The organism is Exiguobacterium sp. N4-1P, assembly GCF_002214325.1.
This window is the reverse complement of sequence record NZ_CP022236.1, coordinates 2,756,427-2,775,569: the sequence shown is the minus strand read 5'-3', so window position 1 is coordinate 2,775,569 and position 19,143 is coordinate 2,756,427. Positions and strand designations below refer to the sequence as shown.

Below are 19,143 nucleotides of genomic sequence, written 5' to 3'. Positions count from 1 at the left end.
TTCCTCCTGAGTGTTGATTCTGAATAAAGAAAGGTGAAACTCACGGATGAGCTCCACCTTTTTTTATTTACCCTAATTCGTCTGGTTTATGCGCCGATCCGATCTTGGATATCAGACTTCAAGACATCCGCTTTCGGACCATAGATGGCTTGCACGCCGTTATTTTTTAGGATAAGACCAAGTGCGCCATTCGCTTTCCAGTCTTGTTCTTTTGCGACGAGGCTTGGATCTTTGACCGTGACGCGTAAACGTGTCATGCAGGCATCGACGTCTTCGATGTTTTGTTGACCACCGAGCAGTTCGATGATGCGTGCTGCTTGCGAACCGTCAGCGACGACAGTTGCAGCGACTTCACTTGTCCCGTCCTCTTTGACGACGATGTCATCGAGGTAGTTTCCGTTACGACCTGGTGTCGCGTAGTTAAACTTCTTGATGACAAAGCGGAACGTAAAGAAGTTGAGGAAGAAGAAGAACACGCAGACTCCGATGAAACGTAACAAATCACCGATCAGACCAGCTTTCGCGATCAATGGAATCCGGGTCAAGAGTTCAATTGCCCCGAATGCATGGATCCGAAGGTGCATGACGTCAGCAAGTGCGAACGCGACACCCGTCAAGACAGCGTAGACGACGTACAGGACAGGTGCGATGAACATGAACATGAATTCGATTGGCTCCGTGACACCTGTCAAGAACACAGCGAGACCGGCAGACAGGAAGACGGGTTTGTATGCTTTCTTTTTATCTTCGTCGACCGACATATACATCGCGACTGCGACACCAATCAAAGAAGCAAGTGACGTGACGACCTGTCCTTCTTTGAAGCGGGCAGGAACGACGCTGTTGAGTAAGTCGTTATAGCCTTGTGTGTTACCGGCTTGCTTTAAGTTGACGAGATCGGTCACCCAGGCGAGCCAAAGTGGATCTTGCCCTGCTACTGTCGAGCCTTGTGCAGCACCCGTCAGAATTTTATACGTTCCGCCGAGTTCCGTATAGTTCATCGGCACAGTCAACATATGGTGAAGACCGAATGGCAGTAGGAGACGTTCGAGCGTTCCGTAAACGAATGGGGCGATGATTGGGGCTGTATCACGTGACGTCGCAATCCAACGACCGAAATCGTTTAGGAGGCCTTGGACGAACGGCCAGACGAGCGATAAAACAAATGCTGCGACGACGGAACCACCGATGACGACGAATGGGACGAACCGTTTGCCGTTGAAAAAGGCCAGTGCATCTGGTAATTTGCTGAAGTTATAGAATTTATTAAAGAGAACGGCACCGAGGAAACCAGAAATGATTCCGACGAAAACGCCCATATTAAGAGCGGGTGCACCGAGTACAGAAGTGAAATAATCTTTTACGATCAAGTCAGATCCGAGTAACGAACTAACCGTTGCTTTCGGATCAGCGAGCATCGTTGAATTGACACCGAAGATTGCACCCGTTACGCGGTTGACTAAAATGAACGCGAGTAATGCGGCAAAGGCACCACCGGCACGTTCTTTAGCCCATGAACCACCGATCGCGACGGCGAAGAGGACGTGGAGATTCGTAATGATGGCCCAACCGAGATCTTCAACAATTCTTGCAATCGTTTGAACAATGGTGATATCGCCACCGTACATCCCGATTAATTTTCCGATTGAAATCATTATTCCGGCAGCTGGCATAACTGCAATGACAACCATTAAAGCTTTTCCGAGCTTTTGCCAAAAGTCGAATGAAATTGTTTTACGCATGTTTTCTCACTCCTCAGACAGACTATTTTCTCTTTATTGTGCAAATATGTAAGCGATTAATGCAACCGTTTGCATTTAAAATTGTAAGCGATAACCTTTTAAAAAGCTAGTCTTTTTTAATGAATAATTTGAAATTATATTTCATATAGTGAAAAACATTAAACTAAAATGTGTTTTGAAAATGAAAAGCGGGAATAAACTAAAAGTAGCATCGGGTAGGAGTAGCTGGGAGACGATAAAGGAGACTGAAAACTCATGAATCAAGCGATGAATCCACTTGCGAATTATGGAGAGCGTATCCAAACATTACGTGAGCGACAGAACATCGACCAAGAAAAGCTTGCGCTTATGACGGAAACAACGTTTGAGATGATTCAACGGATTGAGTCAAGTATCGCGCATCCGTCCGTTTCGATGATTGATCGCTTAGCGAAGGCGCTGGGCGTTCCTTATGAGCACCTCTTACGACATATTTGGTCAGCAGAAGCGATTCATGCTCAGGCAGAACGAGAAAAAATCGTGGATTTACCATCGAGCTGACGTTCATACACAGTCGATTAGATAGAAGAAAAGCCAAATTCTCGTGAAATGATCACGTCAGGAATTTGGCTTTTTTTGATGGTTTTCGGATTAACGGTTATCGACCGTTTCTGGATAAAGATCATGGTTGAACAAACGGTGTTCTGCCATTCTTTCGTATTTTGTACCGGGTTTTCCGTAGTTATAATACGGATCAATCGAGATGCCACCGCGTGGTGTAAATTTCCCCCAGACTTCAAGGTAGCGCGGCTCCATCAATTTGACGAGGTCTTTTCCGATGACATTGATGCAGTTCTCATGGAAATCCCCGTGATTACGATAGCTGAAGAGGTAAAGCTTCAATGATTTCGACTCGACGAGTTTTTCGTCAGGAATGTACGAAATATAGATGGTCGCAAAGTCCGGTTGATTCGTGATTGGGCAAAGGCTCGTGAATTCCGGCGCATTGAACTTAACGAAGTAGTCGTTCTCCGGGTGACGGTTCGGGAACGCCTCAAGGACTTCCGGTTGATATTCAAAAATATAAGGGACGGCCTTTTGACCGAGTAGAGATAAGTCGTTTAAATCTTCTGGGCGCATGAATAGAACTCCTTTTTAAACGCCACGATCGTTCGCGAAAACGAGGGCGTGCAGTTGTGGTAGAACACGGGCATGATTAAATCGTTCATCTTGTGCGACGCGTTCCCATAAAGTTTTTAAGTCGGACAACATCCGCGGAGCAATCGTACCTTCTTCCGCCGGATCCGGATTACCGAGTGATAGATACAGTGTTTTTAACGCATATCGTTCAGAAATCGCTGCTGCGAAGTCGAGGTCCGCTTCGTCGAAGATGACGATTTTGACAGCACGTTGCAGTTCAGGGAGACGTTTGAAGAAGACGTCGAGCCGATCGTAATCGACCGTCATGCCGCTTGATGGCGGCTTCGGACTGATGGTGACGTCTTCGATATCGAGTAACCAGTTTTGCCAATACGAACCTTGTGTTTCGACGGACATCGTGATGCCACGTACCTTCAAGGCGTCGACGAGCGTACCGATCGATGCGTGGAGCAATGGATTCCCCCCGGAAATCGTCACGTGCCCATACGAGCCGAGCGCATCGAGACGCGTCAGGATATCTTCTGCCGTCAGAAGGTCCGGTTTTTCTGATCCGTCCCAGGTAAAGGCAGAATCACACCAGGCACATGAATAGTCGCATCCGCCTGTCCGGACGAACATTGTTTTTTGTCCGATCGAACGACCTTCTCCTTGAAACGTTGGACCAAAAATTTCAAGCACAGGAATCTTTGGTATTTTTTTCAGTTGACTCATGCTTCATTCATCCATTCGCGACGGACTTCAGCGAATGCAGTCGGTGTCTCATATAACTTGACGAATTCGACACGAAGACCGCGTTCGTCCGGTAAATGCTGTCCGAGCGTTTCAAAAATCCAGGCCGACATGTTTTCAGCCGTCGTATTCATATAGGGAAGCGATTCGTTTAAATAACGGTGGTCGAGCAACGGTTCGAGATGTTCTTTGAAGATCTTTTTCAGGTCACCAAAGTCAAGTGTCATCCCGCGGTGGTCCAGGAATCCACTGATTCCGAGATCGACGTGATACGTATGCCCATGCAAAGCACGGCATTTTCCATCGTAGTCATACAGGTGATGGGCAGCATCAAACGTCAATTTTTTGACGATCATGACGCGTGATTTTGTATAGATGAGCGAGTCGCCGGTCGGGCGCTCGACAGTTTCAGGTGCTTCATAGTTGAATTTCATGGGTAGTTCCCTCCTCGATGTAGGCGTCTAAGCCTTTTTTCCGTAATTCACAAGCTGGGCAGTCGCCGCAACCATCTCCGATAATGCCGTTGTAACACGTCAGTGTCCGTTCACGGACGAAATCAAAAGCATCTAGCGAATCGGCTAGCGCCCATGTTTCTTTTTTATCGAGCCACATCAGTGGCGTGTGAATGACGAATGGATAATCCATCGCGAGGTTGAGTGTCACGTTAAGTGACTTGATGAAGGAGTCACGACAATCCGGGTATCCGGAGAAATCAGTTTCGCATACACCCGTGATGATATGGCGGATGCCACGTCCCTTAGCAAGGACGGCTGCGAAAGATAAGAACAGATGGTTTCGGCCATCTACGAATGTAGAAGGAAGTCCATCTTCGTTCGTCGTGATTGTTTGAGTGTGATCGGTCAATGAATTGCTTGTGAGTTGACTGAGGAGTGAGAGATCGAGCTCATGGTGTTTGACACCAAGTTCTGCTGCAATCGTTCGCGCGACTTCGAGTTCCTCGGCATGACGCTGTCCGTAGTTGAAGGTAACGACTTCGACTTCGGAATAGTTCGCGAGTGCCTGAAACAGACAAGTCGTCGAGTCTTGGCCGCCGCTGAAGACGACAAGAGCACGTTCATTTTTCATAGTTTACACTTCCATTCCTAGTTTTTGTGACGGAGGAGGTTACGAACTCCGGAGACACAGTCTCAACTATTCACACTAGCAGACGGGAGAAAAAAAGTCGACTCTTTCTCGCGTCAATCGTTGCGGGTTTCAAAAGATTCAGCCTCCTGTGACGCCTGCAGGGAAAAGCGCGCAGAGTCAGCGTCTTGAGTCGTGTGAATCTTTTGTTCTACGAAAAAAACCTCGAACGACGTCGGAGTCGTTTCGAGGTTCTTCATTATAATGGATAGTGGTAATAGCGTTCTTTGACAAGTAGGTCCCGGATGTTCGAGTCTTCCGAAATGACCTTCATCAGTCCACCTGTTTGAGAAGCGTGGGCTTCAAGTGCAGCAACTTTTTGATCCGTATATGCACTGACATCATGAATGAACGTACCTTCGCCAAGTTCGTCTTTTGTGTTGTTCGCAAAAGCGACGGCAAGAAATTCAGGACGATCGGCTTCGTCGATTGCGCGAAGGGCACGAACGACAGCACGTGCTGTTGCTTCGTGGTCCGGATGGACGGCATAGCCCGGATAAAATGAAATCACGCGAGTCGGACGTGTTTTTTGAATCAACTGTCCAATCCGTTCAGCGAGTGCTGCTTCATCTTCGAATTCGACCGTCTTATCCCGTAATCCCCACATTTGAAGATCGGTAATCTGCATTTTTTCAGCTGCTGCGATTAATTCACGTTTGCGGATCGTCGCGAGTTGTTCCCGGTTCGTAAAGACGGGACGTCCCATGTTGCGTCCCATTTCACCGAGCGTCAAACAGGCGTACGTAACAGGTCCGCGGTTCGTTGCATGCTCGATGATTGTCCCGGCCGAGCTGAATGCTTCATCGTCCGGGTGAGGGAAGATGACGAGCAGGTGATCGTGTTCATTGTAAGCCATCATTCTACCTCCTCTGCGCCTTGAGCGAATGGTGTCGGACTGAGCTCAAAAGCAATCGCGAGGCGGCCTTCGACATCATGTCCTGCGATCAAGAGTTGCTCTCCCGCGAATTCATAATCGGTTAATCCTTCACCGTATAGCCATCCGTGGGCAAGTTTAAGACCAATCCGGTATGGACCGTTTCCTGTGATCAAGCCGCGTTCGTATGTGATTTCCGCATTGCGGAAAAACATCCCCGCACTGTGGAACGTCGGGTCTTGGTGCGTCGCATACGCACCGTTCGTTGTTTCGACATGGACGTAAAGTGGTGTGTTCGCATGATCGTCAATGTACTGTTGAACGACCTTTAAATCAAGTGTTTGCAATAGTATCTCTCCCTTCGAATACAGAAAGAAGCCCGCGAATCACTGCGCGGACTTCCTGAACGTGTTAAGACTTAACTGTACGATGTGCAGCATGATCAGTCGGACCGACATATTCATTCAAACGGAATGAGTTACGAATCGCTGCTGTGATAAACGATTTGGCAGTTCGGACAGCTTCTTCGACCGAAGCGCCTTTAGCGAGTTCTGCTGTAATCGCTGCAGAATACGTACATCCTGCCCCGTGCGTATATGGTGTCTCAATGCGTTCATCCTCAATTAGGATAAACTCTTTCCCATCATAAAGCACGTCAACTGCTCGAGGGTGATCAATCTTGCTGCCACCTTTAACGAGGACATATTGTGCACCTTTTTCATGAATCCGTGCTGCTGCAAGTTTCATCTCGTCAATCGTCGAAGGTGTTTTTCCAAGACCAGACAATTGTCCCGCTTCGAAAACGTTCGGTGTGACGACTGTCGCGAGCGGTGTCAAAATGTCACGTAAGGCATTCGCTGTATCCGGGTTGAGTACTTCATCTTCACCCTTACAGACCATGACCGGATCGATGACGACGTTGTTAACGCCTGATGCTTTAATTTTTTCAGCAATGACTTCGATGATTTCGACAGTCGGAAGCATCCCCGTTTTCATTGCATCGACACCGATTCCTCCGAGGACTGTATGGATTTGTGTCCGGACGAGTTCTGCATCGATTGGATAAACCGCATGGTGCCAAGCCTGATCAGGATCTTGCGCGACGATGACTGTCAGCGCGTTCATGCCGTAGACTTCAAGTTCTTGGAACGTTTTTAAGTCTGCTTGGATACCGGCTCCGCCACTCGTGTCAGAACCAGCAATCGTTAATGCTTTACGTTTTGTCATTTGGAATTCCTCCTAATAAAATAGCGCTACTTCTTTTTCTCATCATAGCGAATTATGACCAGAGCGACAACTGCGGCAACTTATGAAGTGTAAGTAAAACCCCCACCTCAAATGAACGAGTGGGGGACGAGACTATTTAATGAAAAGAAAATCAAGAATCGTATAAATCAGAGCGGCGAATGCCATCGAAATCGGTAATGTGATGACCCATGTGATCAGCATTCGTTTAGCCGTACCCCATTTAACGCCTTTTTTACGATGCGATGTTCCGACACCCATGATGGCAGAGGAAATCACATGCGTTGTTGATACAGGAAGGTGAATCGCCGTCGCACCAAAGATGATGGCAGCAGACGTCAAGTCAGCCGCTACGCCGTTGACAGGACGAATTTTCATGATTTGACCACCAACTGTTTTGATGATCCGCCATCCACCGACAGACGTCCCGAGTCCCATCGCGATGGCACAAGAGAGTTTTACCCAAAGGGCCACATCATGATCGGTCTGAAAACCAGAAGAAATCAGGGCGAGGGTGATGATCCCCATCGCTTTTTGCGCATCATTCGTTCCGTGTGTATATGATTGAAGGGCTGCAGTCGCAATCTGCATATGACGGAAGCGACGATTCGTCTTCGCCAAGTTCCCTTTTTTGAAAACTACTTTAAAAATGCCGTAGACGAGAAAACCGAGTGTAAAAGCAAGGATTGGCGAAATCAATAAGGCTTGGACGATTTTTAAGAAGCCTTTTGTTTCAATACCGCCGAATCCGACTGAAGCAACCGCAGCACCGGCAATCGAACCAATCAACGTATGCGAAGAACTGGACGGAATACCGAAGTACCACGTCAATAGATTCCAAGCAATCGCAGAGAGGAGAGCAGCGATGACGACATAACTTCCGTGTTCTAGTGTTGACGGGTCAACAATGTCCCCGGAAATCGTCTTAGCGACTCCAGTAAATGTGATTGCCCCTAAAAAGTTCATCGTCGCAGCAAGGATAATGGCGTGACGTGGTTTCAATGCACGAGTCGACACTGAAGTCGCGATCGAGTTCGCCGTATCGTGGAAACCATTAATGAAATCGAAGCCAAGTGCGAGAATCACGATTATAGCGGTGATGATAAACAGACTATCCATCTCGTTAGCTCCTCACTTATGCGTTTTTCATGATGATCGTTTCAATGACGTTTGCTGCGTCCTGGCAGTAATCGGCGATTGATTCGAGCGATTCATAGATTTCTTTATATTGAATGATTTTAATTGGATCAGTTTCAGTCGCGAACAATGCTTTGATTGATTTACGACGTAAGTCGTCACAAATCGTTTCTTGTTCTTTTACTTTGATGACATGTTCACGCATCGGTTGAAGCTTACGTGCGACAAGAAGGTCCATCGCTAAAGCGAGTTCGTTGACGGCGATATGAATCTCATCGACGAATTTAATCATATGTTCGTCGGCACGGACGATGTTATAAATCTCAAAAATCGCGGAACATTCTTCAAATCCATCGAGTACATCATCCAGTGAGTTCGCGAGTGCAAGCAAGTCTTCGCGATCAATCGGTGTGATGAATGCATTGTTCAAGTCGATGATCAATTGGTGCATCAAGTCGTCACCAGCCGTTTCAAAGTCTTTGACTTTATGCGCGAATTCTTTAACGTCCGCAATACCATTGATTTTAAAATCAACGAAAAACTGAGACGTCTGTTGCAAGTGTCCGGCAATCTCGGATAATTTCACTGCGAATGGATCTTGTTTTTTACTAAACATTTCTTCTGCCTCCATATTAAGAACAAGAATAGAATAGTGAAGTAACTTCACGAGTTCGATTGTATCAGACGTTATTGTAAAAGAATACAACTATGTACCGCGTTTACGAAAACTTAATAAAACTTAAAGTTAATAGGGTTGATAAATTAATAAATAATCTGGATAAAGATTTTTCAAGACTATTTTCTTTGTATTCAATGGGTTTTATCTGTGTTTTTGTTATTGTAATAGTAGGGAATAGAAGAGAAGCAGGAAAAATGTATAACAGAACGAATAAGTACAAAGGATAAAGAAGTAGGTTACAACACAAAGTGAAATAGAGGAGGACGTTTTGTATGCTCGTGCAAAGTTTATGTATACCAAAACACCAATGTATCAAGATTTCAGAGACGGCAACGCTTCGTGAAGCGTTAAAGACGTTAGAAGATACAGGATATCGTTGCGTACCTGTACTCGACCAGTCAGGTCAAGAATTTAAAGGAAATATCTATAAAATGCATATTTATCGCCATGGGATGAATGGTGGCAGTTTAGATGACAATGTCATGACACTCATTAAGAACACATCAAAATTCATCTATACAGCAAGCAATTTCTTTGAAGTCTTCTTTTCGATCAAAGAATTACCATACATCGCTGTACTAAATGATGACGGTCAATTCTTTGGTATTTTACCGCACGGGAAAATGCTTGGGATGTTGGAAGAGGCATGGAATCGTGATTCAGGAAGTTACGTGTTGACGATCGCACTGAGTGAACAAAAAGGTGCTCTTGAAAAAATCGCAAAAATCGTCAACAAATACTCGACGGTTGCTAGTCTCATGACACTTGATGCCAAAAGTAGTGTCATGCGTCGTGTTCTCATTACCCTTCCGCTTGATTGTGATGAGAAAACAAAAAATAAAATCGTGAAGAAATTGAACGAAAAAGGGCTTCGTGTCGTCGCTGTCGAAGACTTGGAACTTCGTGTATAATTAAAAAGGAAAATACGAAAAGGACCTGGCACAACAGGTCCTTTTTTGTTGTGGGAGGAACGTTATGAACATTTTAATGGTTGGTGCAGGATCGATGAGTGAATCGTTGGTCAAAGGATGGATTGATTCAGGAATTGCGCCCGAATCAATTACGATGACGAATCGTGCAGATCGTAAGCGTTTATCAGAGCTCGCTAATGAACATGGTGTTCAAATCATTGAAGAAGAGAATATCGAGTCATTCGATATCGTCGTCTTAGCCATGCAACCTGACGGCGTACTGGAATACGTAGAGCGTCATGAGTGGACGAATCAACTGCTTGTTTCTGTCGCAGCACATATCACACCGGATGAAATTGAACAGATATCAGGTTGCGGTGCAGTCTGTGCGATGCCGAATACACCGGTCGCTTTTCGGACAGGGATGACAGGGCTTTGGTTTGGTCATCAAGTAGCGATGGAACAAAAACAATTGGCGACGGAACTTTTTCTACGCGTCGGCGAGGTAGTAGAAACGGATGAAACGACTATGCCGTTCTTAATGGCTGCTGCTGGCTGCAGTCCGGCTTTCTTCTATGAAATCGTAGGTGCGATGACTCCTGTTTTGACGGAAGCCGGATTTGAAGCACAACAAGCGCGACGGATCATCGCCCAAGCAATGAAAGGGTCGGCCGAACTTTTGCTTCAAGACGATCGACCGACTGAGGCATTGATTGATGATGTCGCGGCGGAGGGTGGACCAACTGATCGTGGGGTTCAAGTGTTACGTACGCATGAATTGAAGAAAATAATGCGAGCGGCATTAAGTGAGAGTGCACGCGAAGCGTAAATCGAACGACTTTAGGCATATTCCGTTACGGTTCAGACGAGAATGTGTCTTTTTTCGTAAAAATTGAAAACGTTTCACGTGAAACATGCATTGACGGTTGCATTATCAAATGAAAATTCGTATAGTGAAGAAATAAACCGTCTGGACGGTATAGTAAAAGAAAGGAGGTAACGTATGGTTAGTGCGAAAGCGTTAGAAACGAGACGGCGAATCACTGACGCGACTGTTCAAGTCATGATGAGCCGTGGGTTTCCGCAATTGACGTTAGAAGAAGTCGCGAAACAAGCGAATGTTTCTAAGGGTGGCTTATTGTATCATTTCGCTTCTAAAGAAGAGTTGCTGATGGGTGTGATTGAAGAACAAGAATCCCGTCAGTTTAAGCAGTATCAAGAATATCTGGATCAAGGTTTAGGTCAGATGGAAGCGTTTGTCACGTTACAAGCGAATCACGAGGAAGAGTTTCACTTGGATATCGATACGGTCTTGTTTTTGTTATCGTTCTTGAAAGAAAATGAAGCGTTTGTCGAAGAACGAAAAAAGCAAGTTAATCAGTTCTTTAATCAATTGATGGAGAGCGCTGATCCGGTCGAAGCGATGATGATTCGATTCGTATTAGATGGGTTGAAAATGTCGGAGCACTTTAAGTTCGCTCAGCCGTCAAAAGCAGAGCGTCAACAATTGGTCGAGCGTCTATTAAAACGGGCGCGCGAAATCGACCAAGCTTCAGATAAAGAGTAAATATGAAATAAAAAACAGAGAGAAGGCGAATAATTACCATGAAGCGTATCATTCAATTTTCAGTGAATAATAAATTTGCTCTTTGGTTGCTGACGATCATCATCACCGTCGCTGGGATTTATGCAGGAACGACGATGAAACTCGAAACGCTACCAGACATTACGACACCGACTGTTTCGGTAACGACGATTTATCCAGGGGCGACGCCTGAACAAGTCCTTGATGAAGTCAGTCGAGAACTCGAAAGTAAGGTCGAAAATCTAGGAGGCGTCGAGACGGTCCGATCGACATCTTTCCAAAACGCCTCAAATCTACAAATCGACTACAGCTTCAGTACGGATATGGATGAAGCAGAACAACAAGTCAAAGAAGCATTAGCGAATGTTGAATTACCAGAAGGCGCGCAAGAACCAAATGTCTCACGGATTTCATTCGATGCTTTCCCCGTTGTCGGTTTCGCAGTATCAGACGAAAAACGTTCACTCTCCGAGTTGACGAAGCTCGTCGAGACAGAACTTCAACCGAAACTTGAAGGGATCGAAGGCGCTCAAACGGTTCAAATCGCTGGGCAAGAGATTCGTCGGATTGAAATTCGATTCGATGATGAAAAGCTACAGCAATATGGATTGACAGAAGATAACGTCAAGCAACTGATTCAAGCGAATGATTCGCGTTTAGCACTCGGCTTATACGAGCTTGGTGACAAAGAGCAAGCTGTTGTGCTTGATGGAAAAGCTACGACGGTCACGGAATTAAAAAATCTTCGTTTGCCTTATACGCCGCAACAGGCAGCAAGCGATACACCGGCAGCTCCTTCACAAGCTCCGACGACGCCACAAGCGCCAACAGAAGGACAAGCACCAACAGAAGGACAAGCGCCAACACCAACACAAGTCCCGACTGTTAAATTGTCTGAGCTCGCAAAAGTAGAAGATAAAGGAATCGAAGAATCGATTTCGCGGTCGAACGGTGAACGTTCAATCGGAATTCAAGTGACGAAATCACAGGATGCGAATACCGTCGATGTCGTCACTGCCGTCAAAGAAACGATTCAAGATTTTGAAAAAGAAAACGGATCGGTCAAAACGTCAGTCACACTCGACCAAGGAAAACCGATTGAAGAGTCTGTCTCAACGATGATCAGTAAAGCCTTGATTGGTGCATTATTTGCGATCATCATCATCCTTTTATTTTTACGCAACTTTAAATCGACAATCATTGCAGTCATTTCGATTCCGTTGTCGTTACTGATGGCGATTCTTGTCTTGAAACAGATGGATATCTCGTTGAACATCATGACACTTGGTGCGATGACGGTCGCAATCGGTCGTGTCGTCGATGATTCGATCGTCGTCATCGAAAATATTTATCGTCGCTTAACGGATCCCGGCGAAAAACTTAAAGGTAAAGCCTTAATCATCGATGCAACACGTGAAGTGTTCATTCCGGTCGCATCATCAACAATCGTGACGATTGCTGTTTTCTTACCACTCGGGTTCGTAACAGGATTTGTTGGTGAACTGTTCCTGCCGTTCGCACTGACAGTTGTCTTTGCATTATTCGCATCGCTGATTGTTGCCGTAACAGTCGTACCGATGTTTGCTGACTCACTGTTCAAACGTGGGAAAGCACCGAAACCGGAAAAAGAAGATGGCGGGAAATTAGCGAGCTGGTACCGTGGCGTGTTGAACTGGTCCTTGAACCATAAATTAATCGTCTTCGGTCTTGCAGTCTTAATGCTTGTCGGAAGCTTTGCTCTCGTACCGGCGATTGGGGTCAACTTCTTGAATCAAGAGAGTGAAAAAACGTTTTATGTGACGTATAATCCGGAACCAGGTCAAACGCTTGATGACTCGCTTGAGGCAGCGGATCAAGCTGAAGCTTATTTTGATAAACAAAAGAATATCGACAATCTCCAGTTCACGGTAGGAGGCGAAAATCCACTTAATCCGGGAAATACGAAACAAGCGGTCTTCATCGCCCAGTATGATCCAGATACAGAGGAATTCGCAGACGTGAAACAACAGGCAGTGAAAGACTTGAATGAAGCCATCCCGACTGGAGAATGGAAAGAACAAGACTTCAGTGGTGGTGCCGGTTCATCTGGTGTTTCGTATTCAGTCTTCGCGAATTCAATCGAAGATCTAGAAACGATCACACCGAAGTTCGTTAAAGCAATCGAAGGTGAATCAAAATACGTTCGGAAGGTAACGACCGACTTAAAAGATTCATATACGCAGTACACGTTTGAAGTCGACCAACAAAAAGCTGCCGAGTTCGGTGTGTCGACAGCCCAACTCGCGCAAGGAATCGCTAACGTGCAAGGCGTCGAAAAACCACTTTCTACTATAAAAGTAGACGGGAAAGAATTGGACGTCATCGTACCAAACGAACAAACGACGTACGACTCGATTGATGATTTAGAAGAAGCCGATATCACGACGCCGCTCGGTGTTAAAAAGTTATCTGATTTCGTCTCTGTCAAAAAAGGCACGACACCGGACTCGTTAAATGAACGAGACGGGAAACTCGTCGCAACCGTGACGGCAGAACTGAAAACAGATAAAGCGACGGAAGCATCACAAGCAATTGACGATGCTGTCAAAACAATTGACCTTCCGACAGGTGTTTCTTACAAAGTCGGTGGGGTGACGGAGCAGATTCAAGAATCGTTCACACAACTTGGTCTTGCGATGGCAGCAGCAGTCGCGATCGTCTATCTCGTTCTTGTCGTGACTTTCGGTGGAGCATTGACGCCGCTCGTCATCTTGTTCTCACTTCCGTTCGCAATCATCGGTGGTTTACTCGCCCTATTGATTACTGGCGAAACGATCTCGGTTTCCTCACTAATCGGAGCCTTGATGTTGATCGGAATCGTTGTCACGAATGCAATCGTCTTGATTGACCGTGTCATTCATAAGGAAAATGAAGGTCTAGCGACACGTGAGGCCCTGCTCGATGCAGCAGGCACACGACTTCGTCCTATCTTGATGACGGCACTCGCAACAATTGGTGCCTTATCACCACTCGCCCTCGGTCTAGAAGGCGGCGCGTTGATTTCGAAAGGACTTGGGGTCACGGTCATTGGTGGGTTAACGAGTTCGACGTTACTCACACTTCTCATCGTCCCGATTGTCTATGAGTTCTTAGCACGTTTTCGGAAAAAGAAGTCAATCGATTAATTGATTTCAAACAAAAACCTCTCTGAAACAGGAATTATAGAATGGCTTCATAAAGCCGTTCTATAACCTGTTTTTTTTATTTTGTTACAAAAGTATTACAGGAAGGCATTCCTGTCAATAAACTGTAACACGAGCGATGGAATCAAAATGATAGGATAAAAACAGAAATTATCTGACAATTTAATTCGTTTTACATAACCGTCAACTTTACTTAAAAGGGGATTAGTAAAAGATGAAAGTATCGCTCTGGATCCGTTTATTTATACTCGTGACATTAGTCGTTAGCAGTTGGAGTTCCGTCCCACAAGCAACCAAAGCAGCATCGGTAAAAAAAGTAGTCGTTTCAGTCGATGTGTTGAATATCCGTTCGAAAGCCACGGTCAGTGGGAAGAAACTCGGTCAGCTGAAGCTCGGCCAGTCAGTCACTGTCACGAGCAAAACCTCAAACAACTGGTATCGGTTGCGTTATCAAGGTAAGACAGCGTACATCGCTGCGATGTACACGAAGAGCTACAATAAAAAAGCAACAGCGGGACTCTCAAAAACAGGTGCGACGATTGTATCTGTCGCTGAAGGGTTAAAAGGACGTCCATATGTCTTTGGTGCAACGGGTCCGACGAGCTTTGATTGTTCTGGATTCACAAGTTACGTTTACCGTGCGCTCGGTAAATCTTTACCACGTACGGCAGCCTCACAATATGCAGCAACGAAACGGACGGCACCAGCAGCCGGGGATCTCGTGTTCTTCACGCATGGCAGTGGCATCCAGCACGTCGGTATTGCAGTCGATGGTTCGACGATGATCAATGCTAACTCGTATTATGGTCAAGTCGTCAAAGAATCATTCCGCGGTGGGTATTGGGGATCGCGTTACGTCGCGGCAGGAACTTTATAAGAACAAGACAAACACCCGCTCTTGTGCTGAACTGCGCCCTATAGTTTGGACAATTTAATAAAAGCACCTTTATTGTTTAAGCTGCTATGAGATGGCTTCGGTATTGTGCCGGAGTCATCTTTTGTAGTTTCCATTGTCTTCGTTCGCTATTGCGTAAATCTTGAATTCTCCCTTGTATTGGATGGTGCGATCCGATACCGAGGCTACGTGGGGATTCGCTTCAAGTTGTCTGATTTGATCTGGATTAAAGGTACGTCTGTTCATAAATAGTCCTCCCGTATGAATTGAATAGATACAGTATATCGATATCTCTGAACACAAAAAACCCCGAATGGGGTCTTTTATCAAGTGTCCACCATTTAGGGTTCAGTTCAGTGCGAGACAAGAAGCGGGTGTTTTAGTTCTCATTCTCAATCGGCAAAGGGAAGCTGTGCCGCAGTATTCCCCATCCGAAGGGTTGCCGGGATTTCGATTTGTAACGGTTGATTCGTGACATCACGCGTTACGAGCGAAAAAGCTTGTTGACCAATTAACGCATACGGAATCGCAATCGTTGTCAAATCGAGCACTTCTGCGAGGTCACTGCCATCGAATCCGATAACAGATAGGTCCTCCGGGATACGGTACCCTCGTTTTCTGAGCGCGATGATCAGTCCGGCAGCGACGTGGTCACTCGTCGTCATGATAGCGGAAGGGCGCTGTTTCTGACTGAGCCAATGTTCGGCGACGCGGGTACCATCTTCAATCGTCAACGTTTGCTCATACACCCAATCATTCGAATTAGGTTCGACGAGGTCGTGATAGGCTTGCTTGCGGGCGCGGCTATTCGTACTATCAGCCCGTCCAAGGCAAATACCGATCTGGTGGTGACCGAGTTGCTGGAGTGCCGTCAAGCCTTTACAAAACGCAGTGTAATGATTGATATAGACGGATGAGACATATTCATGCAACTCGCAAAAGACAATTGGACCGTATTGTTCGTACGAAAGAATTTCAGAGACGGCAAGACTGTGTGAGACGATGATTAAGCCATCGACTTCACGTTGCGCAAGCGCGCGTAAAACAGTTCGTTCATGTTCTTCGAAATAGTTCGTTTGCCACGTTAAAAAGCGATAGGCGTCCTCGAAGGCACTTTTAGCGATTCCTTGAAGAATCGCGGCATGATAGGGATGGTCGACGAACGGTAACATGACGCCAATCGTTTTCGTTCGTCCAGTCGAGAGATGGACAGCTGTCTGATTTCTGATGTAGCCGAGCTTTAAAATGGCTTCTTTGACGGCACGCCGTTTTTCTTCAGCGACATAAGGATGATCGTTGAGGACGCGTGAAACCGTCGTCACGGAAACGTTTGCTTCGTGAGCCAAGTCACGAATGTTCGTCATTCAAAATCCCTCCTATCCTTAGCTAGATAGTTGTTGTTCGAGTTGAATCCAGTGTTGCTTCGTGATCGGTCCGGACGACGAATCAGAGCGTTCGATTTGCTCCGTAATTCTTTCGAGAAGCTTCATTTTTTCAGCCGGTGTTAAATGGGGATATTGTTCAATCAAGGTATGTTTGCAAAGGTAATAACCGGTCGGCGTCCCGAGCTGCTCAATCGCAAGTTCGAAGGCGACGTTCCATTTGTAGAGACGTTTTAGTCGTGTATGAAGCGACATATAGAAGACCTCCTTAGTAGTGTATACCATGACGATAGACTATGGAACGCGTTCCACGGCAAGAACAATTTCAAGAGGAAGAAGGCATGAGGATTTTGACCGCAATTGACCAATGTAAAAAAGAGGACTATGATTATTTGCGAATCAAGATAAAGAGGGGCGAACGTAAAATGGAAGCGACAGATTCGAAACTAGCACTAAAATTGCTCGTAGTCTTATCGCGAACGATGCATGCTGTGACGGAACAAGTAAAAGCAGACATCAAGACCCATCAATTGAATCCTTCAGAATTTGGTGTGCTTGAGTTGTTGTATCATAAAGGCGATACACCGCTCCAGCAAATCGGCGACAAGATTTTATTGACGAGTGGAAGTGTCACTTACGTAGTAGATAAACTTGAAAATCGTGGACTACTAGCACGCAAATCTTGCCCGACAGACCGTCGCGTCACATTCGGTACGTTGACTGAGGCAGGTCAAGCGTTGATGGAAGAAACGTTCCCGAAACATGAAGCATTTTTGATGGACTTATTCAGCGACTTGACGGTTAGCGAAAAAGAACAATTGATTGATCAACTTAAACGAGTCGGGTACCGGGCAGATAATTATACGCATTCTGAAAAAGCGTAATGCCAGCCGATCCATTCAATCTAGATGGAATGTCACCGAAAGGTGAGATTTCATCTTTTTTGTTTGTCTTTTCATAGAGTTAATACTTTGAAATCAAACGAATTGACAAATGAAAATGATGTTGGTATGTTTAGTTACAGAAATTACTTTAAATAAAAAGGGGAAATAAAAATGACTAAATTACTTTATGTAACTGTAAACCCAAAATCTACGGAACATTCGTTCAGCCTTCAAACAGGTGAAGCGTTCCTTGAAAGCTATAAAGCAGCAAACCCGAATGCAGAAGTAGAAGTACTTAACCTCTACAGCGAAGACGTCCAAGAAATCGATACAGACGTATTAAGTGCATGGGGCAAATTCGCGACAGGTGAAGAGCTTTCAGAAGTCGAAATCGCTAAAGTCGGGACAATGACGAAACACCTCGAGCAGTTCATGGCAGCTGACGAATATGTTTTCGTTACACCAATGTGGAACTTCTCATTCCCGGCACGTCTCAAAATGTACATCGACAGCGTTCTTCTTGCTGGAAAAACATTTGCCTACACAGCTGAAGGTCCAAAAGGATTGATGGAAGGTAAAAAAGCACTCCACATCCAAGCAACAGGCGGCGTTTACACAGGTTCTGGTTTGAACTTCGGTGACGATTATCTCCGTCAAGCACTCGCATTCACAGGTGTGACTGAATACGACGCGCTCTTCATCGAAGGTATGGCGATGAACCCAGAAAAAGCAGAAGAAATCAAAGAAGAAGCAATCGCAAAAGCGAAAGAACTAGGTCGTGCGTTCTCAACGGTCAACGCGTAAGTTAAAAAAATCCCTTCGTCCGAATGACTGGACGAAGGGATTTTTTTGATTAGATGTGTGATTTTTTACGTAGAACAAGCAATGCAAACAAAACGAGGTCCTTCAGTTTCTCGAAACCGCGAGGGTGTGTCGAAATACGGTAAAGCCATTCTAGTTTTAGTTTGCGGAACACTTTAGGGGCTCGTTTGCTATGACCGGACCAAACATCGAAGGCACCACCGACCCCGATGAAGATGCCGCGATCGACGAGATCATAAACGGAAGCAATCCATTGCTCCTGCTTGGGTGCTCCGAGCGCGACAAGGATTAAATCAGCCTGTGCAGAGCGAATGGCGTCGGCAGCTTCCTGATCCTTACCGAATCCATGAAATGTCCCGACGAACTGGATATTCGGAAAACGGATCGATAATTGTTTAATCAACGATTTCATGACTTCCGGGCGACCTCCGAGTAAGAAGACACGTTTGTGTAAATTGTCAGCCGTTCGCAACAATTCCCGTGCTGTTTCAATTCCAGGAAGCGTCGCCTGCAACGGGTTGCCTAGACGTTTACTGGCGGCAGTCACACCGATGCCGTCTGGTGTGATGAACGTCGCTTTTTTCAAGATGACGTTGTATTCCGGATCACGTAAAGAGCGGAGAACGAGCTCAGGATTTGCCGTCACAAGAAAAGCTTTTTCATTGTCGTGTAAGACTGTTTTAATATGGGTATACCATGTCGATGGTGTGGCATTGACGAACGGTAACCCGAATAGTTCTGTTGTTTGAATCATTGTTAATCCACCTCATTTTCCATCATAGCAGAACCCATC

Annotated in this window: 22 protein-coding genes; 8 read left to right on the top strand and 14 right to left on the bottom strand. The window is 45.8% G+C overall.

Going from position 1 to position 19,143, the window contains the following annotated elements; genetic code table 11:
* Nucleotides 1-86: 86 nt before the first annotated feature.
* Nucleotides 87-1,742: a PTS transporter subunit IIBC gene (locus tag A0126_RS14220; RefSeq protein WP_088838183.1), complete on the bottom strand. Its 1,656-nt coding sequence runs from the start codon at nucleotides 1,740-1,742 to the stop codon at nucleotides 87-89.
* 255 nt (nucleotides 1,743-1,997) lie between these two features.
* On the opposite strand from A0126_RS14220, the gene A0126_RS14215 reads away from it, so the two are divergent.
* The gene (locus A0126_RS14215; RefSeq protein WP_088838182.1) at nucleotides 1,998-2,282 is read left to right on the top strand and encodes a helix-turn-helix domain-containing protein; all 285 of its coding nucleotides are present in this window, start codon (nucleotides 1,998-2,000) and stop codon (nucleotides 2,280-2,282) included.
* 90 nt (nucleotides 2,283-2,372) lie between these two features.
* Here A0126_RS14215 and queF read toward each other — a convergent pair whose 3' ends face one another.
* The 9 genes from queF to A0126_RS14170 all read right to left on the bottom strand — a co-directional run bounded on the left by queF (nucleotide 2,373) and on the right by A0126_RS14170 (nucleotide 8,626).
* Nucleotides 2,373-2,861, bottom strand: a complete 489-nt coding sequence (queF, locus tag A0126_RS14210; protein ID WP_029332033.1) for a preQ(1) synthase — start codon at nucleotides 2,859-2,861, stop codon at nucleotides 2,373-2,375.
* Nucleotides 2,862-2,876: 15 nt separating this feature from the next.
* The gene (queE, locus tag A0126_RS14205; protein ID WP_088838181.1) at nucleotides 2,877-3,593 is read right to left on the bottom strand and encodes a 7-carboxy-7-deazaguanine synthase QueE; all 717 of its coding nucleotides are present in this window, start codon (nucleotides 3,591-3,593) and stop codon (nucleotides 2,877-2,879) included.
* Nucleotides 3,590-4,045 (bottom strand): 6-carboxytetrahydropterin synthase QueD, encoded by a 456-nt coding sequence (gene queD, locus A0126_RS14200; protein WP_029332031.1) that lies wholly within the window; start codon nucleotides 4,043-4,045, stop codon nucleotides 3,590-3,592. Before queD ends, queE begins: the two co-directional genes overlap by 4 nt.
* Nucleotides 4,029-4,697: a 7-cyano-7-deazaguanine synthase QueC gene (gene queC / locus A0126_RS14195; RefSeq protein WP_088838180.1), complete on the bottom strand. Its 669-nt coding sequence runs from the start codon at nucleotides 4,695-4,697 to the stop codon at nucleotides 4,029-4,031. The genes queD and queC overlap by 17 nt, the downstream gene beginning before the upstream one ends.
* 256 nt (nucleotides 4,698-4,953) lie before the next feature.
* Nucleotides 4,954-5,610: a bacillithiol biosynthesis deacetylase BshB2 gene (gene bshB2, locus A0126_RS14190; RefSeq protein ID WP_353048339.1), complete on the bottom strand. Its 657-nt coding sequence runs from the start codon at nucleotides 5,608-5,610 to the stop codon at nucleotides 4,954-4,956.
* Entirely contained in the window at nucleotides 5,610-5,975 is a 366-nt protein-coding gene (locus A0126_RS14185) for a YojF family protein (protein ID WP_088838178.1), read from the bottom strand. Before A0126_RS14185 ends, bshB2 begins: the two co-directional genes overlap by 1 nt.
* A gap of 64 nt (nucleotides 5,976-6,039) precedes the next feature.
* The gene (locus A0126_RS14180; protein WP_088838177.1) at nucleotides 6,040-6,855 is read right to left on the bottom strand and encodes a bifunctional hydroxymethylpyrimidine kinase/phosphomethylpyrimidine kinase; all 816 of its coding nucleotides are present in this window, start codon (nucleotides 6,853-6,855) and stop codon (nucleotides 6,040-6,042) included.
* A 132-nt stretch (nucleotides 6,856-6,987) separates the two neighbouring features.
* On the bottom strand, nucleotides 6,988-7,992 hold the full coding sequence (locus tag A0126_RS14175) for an inorganic phosphate transporter (protein ID WP_088838176.1): 1,005 nt from the start codon (nucleotides 7,990-7,992) through the stop codon (nucleotides 6,988-6,990).
* A gap of 16 nt (nucleotides 7,993-8,008) precedes the next feature.
* On the bottom strand, nucleotides 8,009-8,626 hold the full coding sequence (locus A0126_RS14170) for a DUF47 domain-containing protein (RefSeq protein ID WP_029332023.1): 618 nt from the start codon (nucleotides 8,624-8,626) through the stop codon (nucleotides 8,009-8,011).
* Between the two features lie 335 nt (nucleotides 8,627-8,961).
* Here A0126_RS14170 and cbpA point away from each other — a divergent pair, with 335 nt between their 5' ends.
* The 5 genes from cbpA (at nucleotide 8,962) to A0126_RS14145 (ending at nucleotide 15,244) form a co-directional block, all read left to right on the top strand.
* Entirely contained in the window at nucleotides 8,962-9,600 is a 639-nt protein-coding gene (cbpA, locus tag A0126_RS14165) for a cyclic di-AMP binding protein CbpA (RefSeq protein ID WP_088838175.1), read from the top strand.
* Between the two features lie 64 nt (nucleotides 9,601-9,664).
* Nucleotides 9,665-10,429, top strand: coding sequence for a pyrroline-5-carboxylate reductase family protein (locus A0126_RS14160; RefSeq protein WP_088838174.1), 765 nt, complete (start codon nucleotides 9,665-9,667; stop codon nucleotides 10,427-10,429).
* A gap of 174 nt (nucleotides 10,430-10,603) precedes the next feature.
* Nucleotides 10,604-11,167: a TetR/AcrR family transcriptional regulator gene (locus A0126_RS14155; RefSeq protein ID WP_088838173.1), complete on the top strand. Its 564-nt coding sequence runs from the start codon at nucleotides 10,604-10,606 to the stop codon at nucleotides 11,165-11,167.
* Nucleotides 11,168-11,205: 38 nt separating this feature from the next.
* The gene (locus tag A0126_RS14150; RefSeq protein WP_088838172.1) at nucleotides 11,206-14,349 is read left to right on the top strand and encodes an efflux RND transporter permease subunit; all 3,144 of its coding nucleotides are present in this window, start codon (nucleotides 11,206-11,208) and stop codon (nucleotides 14,347-14,349) included.
* 232 nt (nucleotides 14,350-14,581) lie between these two features.
* The gene (locus A0126_RS14145; RefSeq protein WP_088838171.1) at nucleotides 14,582-15,244 is read left to right on the top strand and encodes a C40 family peptidase; all 663 of its coding nucleotides are present in this window, start codon (nucleotides 14,582-14,584) and stop codon (nucleotides 15,242-15,244) included.
* A 76-nt stretch (nucleotides 15,245-15,320) separates the two neighbouring features.
* Here the strand turns inward: A0126_RS14145 and A0126_RS19875 are convergent, their stop codons facing one another.
* The 3 genes from A0126_RS19875 to A0126_RS14135 all read right to left on the bottom strand — a co-directional run bounded on the left by A0126_RS19875 (nucleotide 15,321) and on the right by A0126_RS14135 (nucleotide 16,899).
* The gene (locus A0126_RS19875; protein WP_369834796.1) at nucleotides 15,321-15,410 is read right to left on the bottom strand and encodes an IS3 family transposase; all 90 of its coding nucleotides are present in this window, start codon (nucleotides 15,408-15,410) and stop codon (nucleotides 15,321-15,323) included.
* A gap of 244 nt (nucleotides 15,411-15,654) precedes the next feature.
* Entirely contained in the window at nucleotides 15,655-16,626 is a 972-nt protein-coding gene (locus A0126_RS14140; protein ID WP_088838170.1) for a LacI family DNA-binding transcriptional regulator, read from the bottom strand.
* An 18-nt stretch (nucleotides 16,627-16,644) separates the two neighbouring features.
* Complete coding sequence (locus A0126_RS14135; protein WP_088838169.1) at nucleotides 16,645-16,899, bottom strand: hypothetical protein; 255 nt, start codon at nucleotides 16,897-16,899, stop codon at nucleotides 16,645-16,647.
* Nucleotides 16,900-17,069: 170 nt separating this feature from the next.
* On the opposite strand from A0126_RS14135, the gene A0126_RS14130 reads away from it, so the two are divergent.
* On the top strand, nucleotides 17,070-17,528 hold the full coding sequence (locus tag A0126_RS14130) for a MarR family winged helix-turn-helix transcriptional regulator (protein WP_088838529.1): 459 nt from the start codon (nucleotides 17,070-17,072) through the stop codon (nucleotides 17,526-17,528).
* Nucleotides 17,529-17,699: 171 nt separating this feature from the next.
* Complete coding sequence (locus A0126_RS14125) at nucleotides 17,700-18,332, top strand: NAD(P)H-dependent oxidoreductase (RefSeq protein ID WP_029332013.1); 633 nt, start codon at nucleotides 17,700-17,702, stop codon at nucleotides 18,330-18,332.
* A 49-nt stretch (nucleotides 18,333-18,381) separates the two neighbouring features.
* Here the strand turns inward: A0126_RS14125 and A0126_RS14120 are convergent, their stop codons facing one another.
* Nucleotides 18,382-19,104: a WecB/TagA/CpsF family glycosyltransferase gene (locus tag A0126_RS14120; RefSeq protein ID WP_088838168.1), complete on the bottom strand. Its 723-nt coding sequence runs from the start codon at nucleotides 19,102-19,104 to the stop codon at nucleotides 18,382-18,384.
* Between the last annotated feature and the right edge of the window lie 39 nt (nucleotides 19,105-19,143).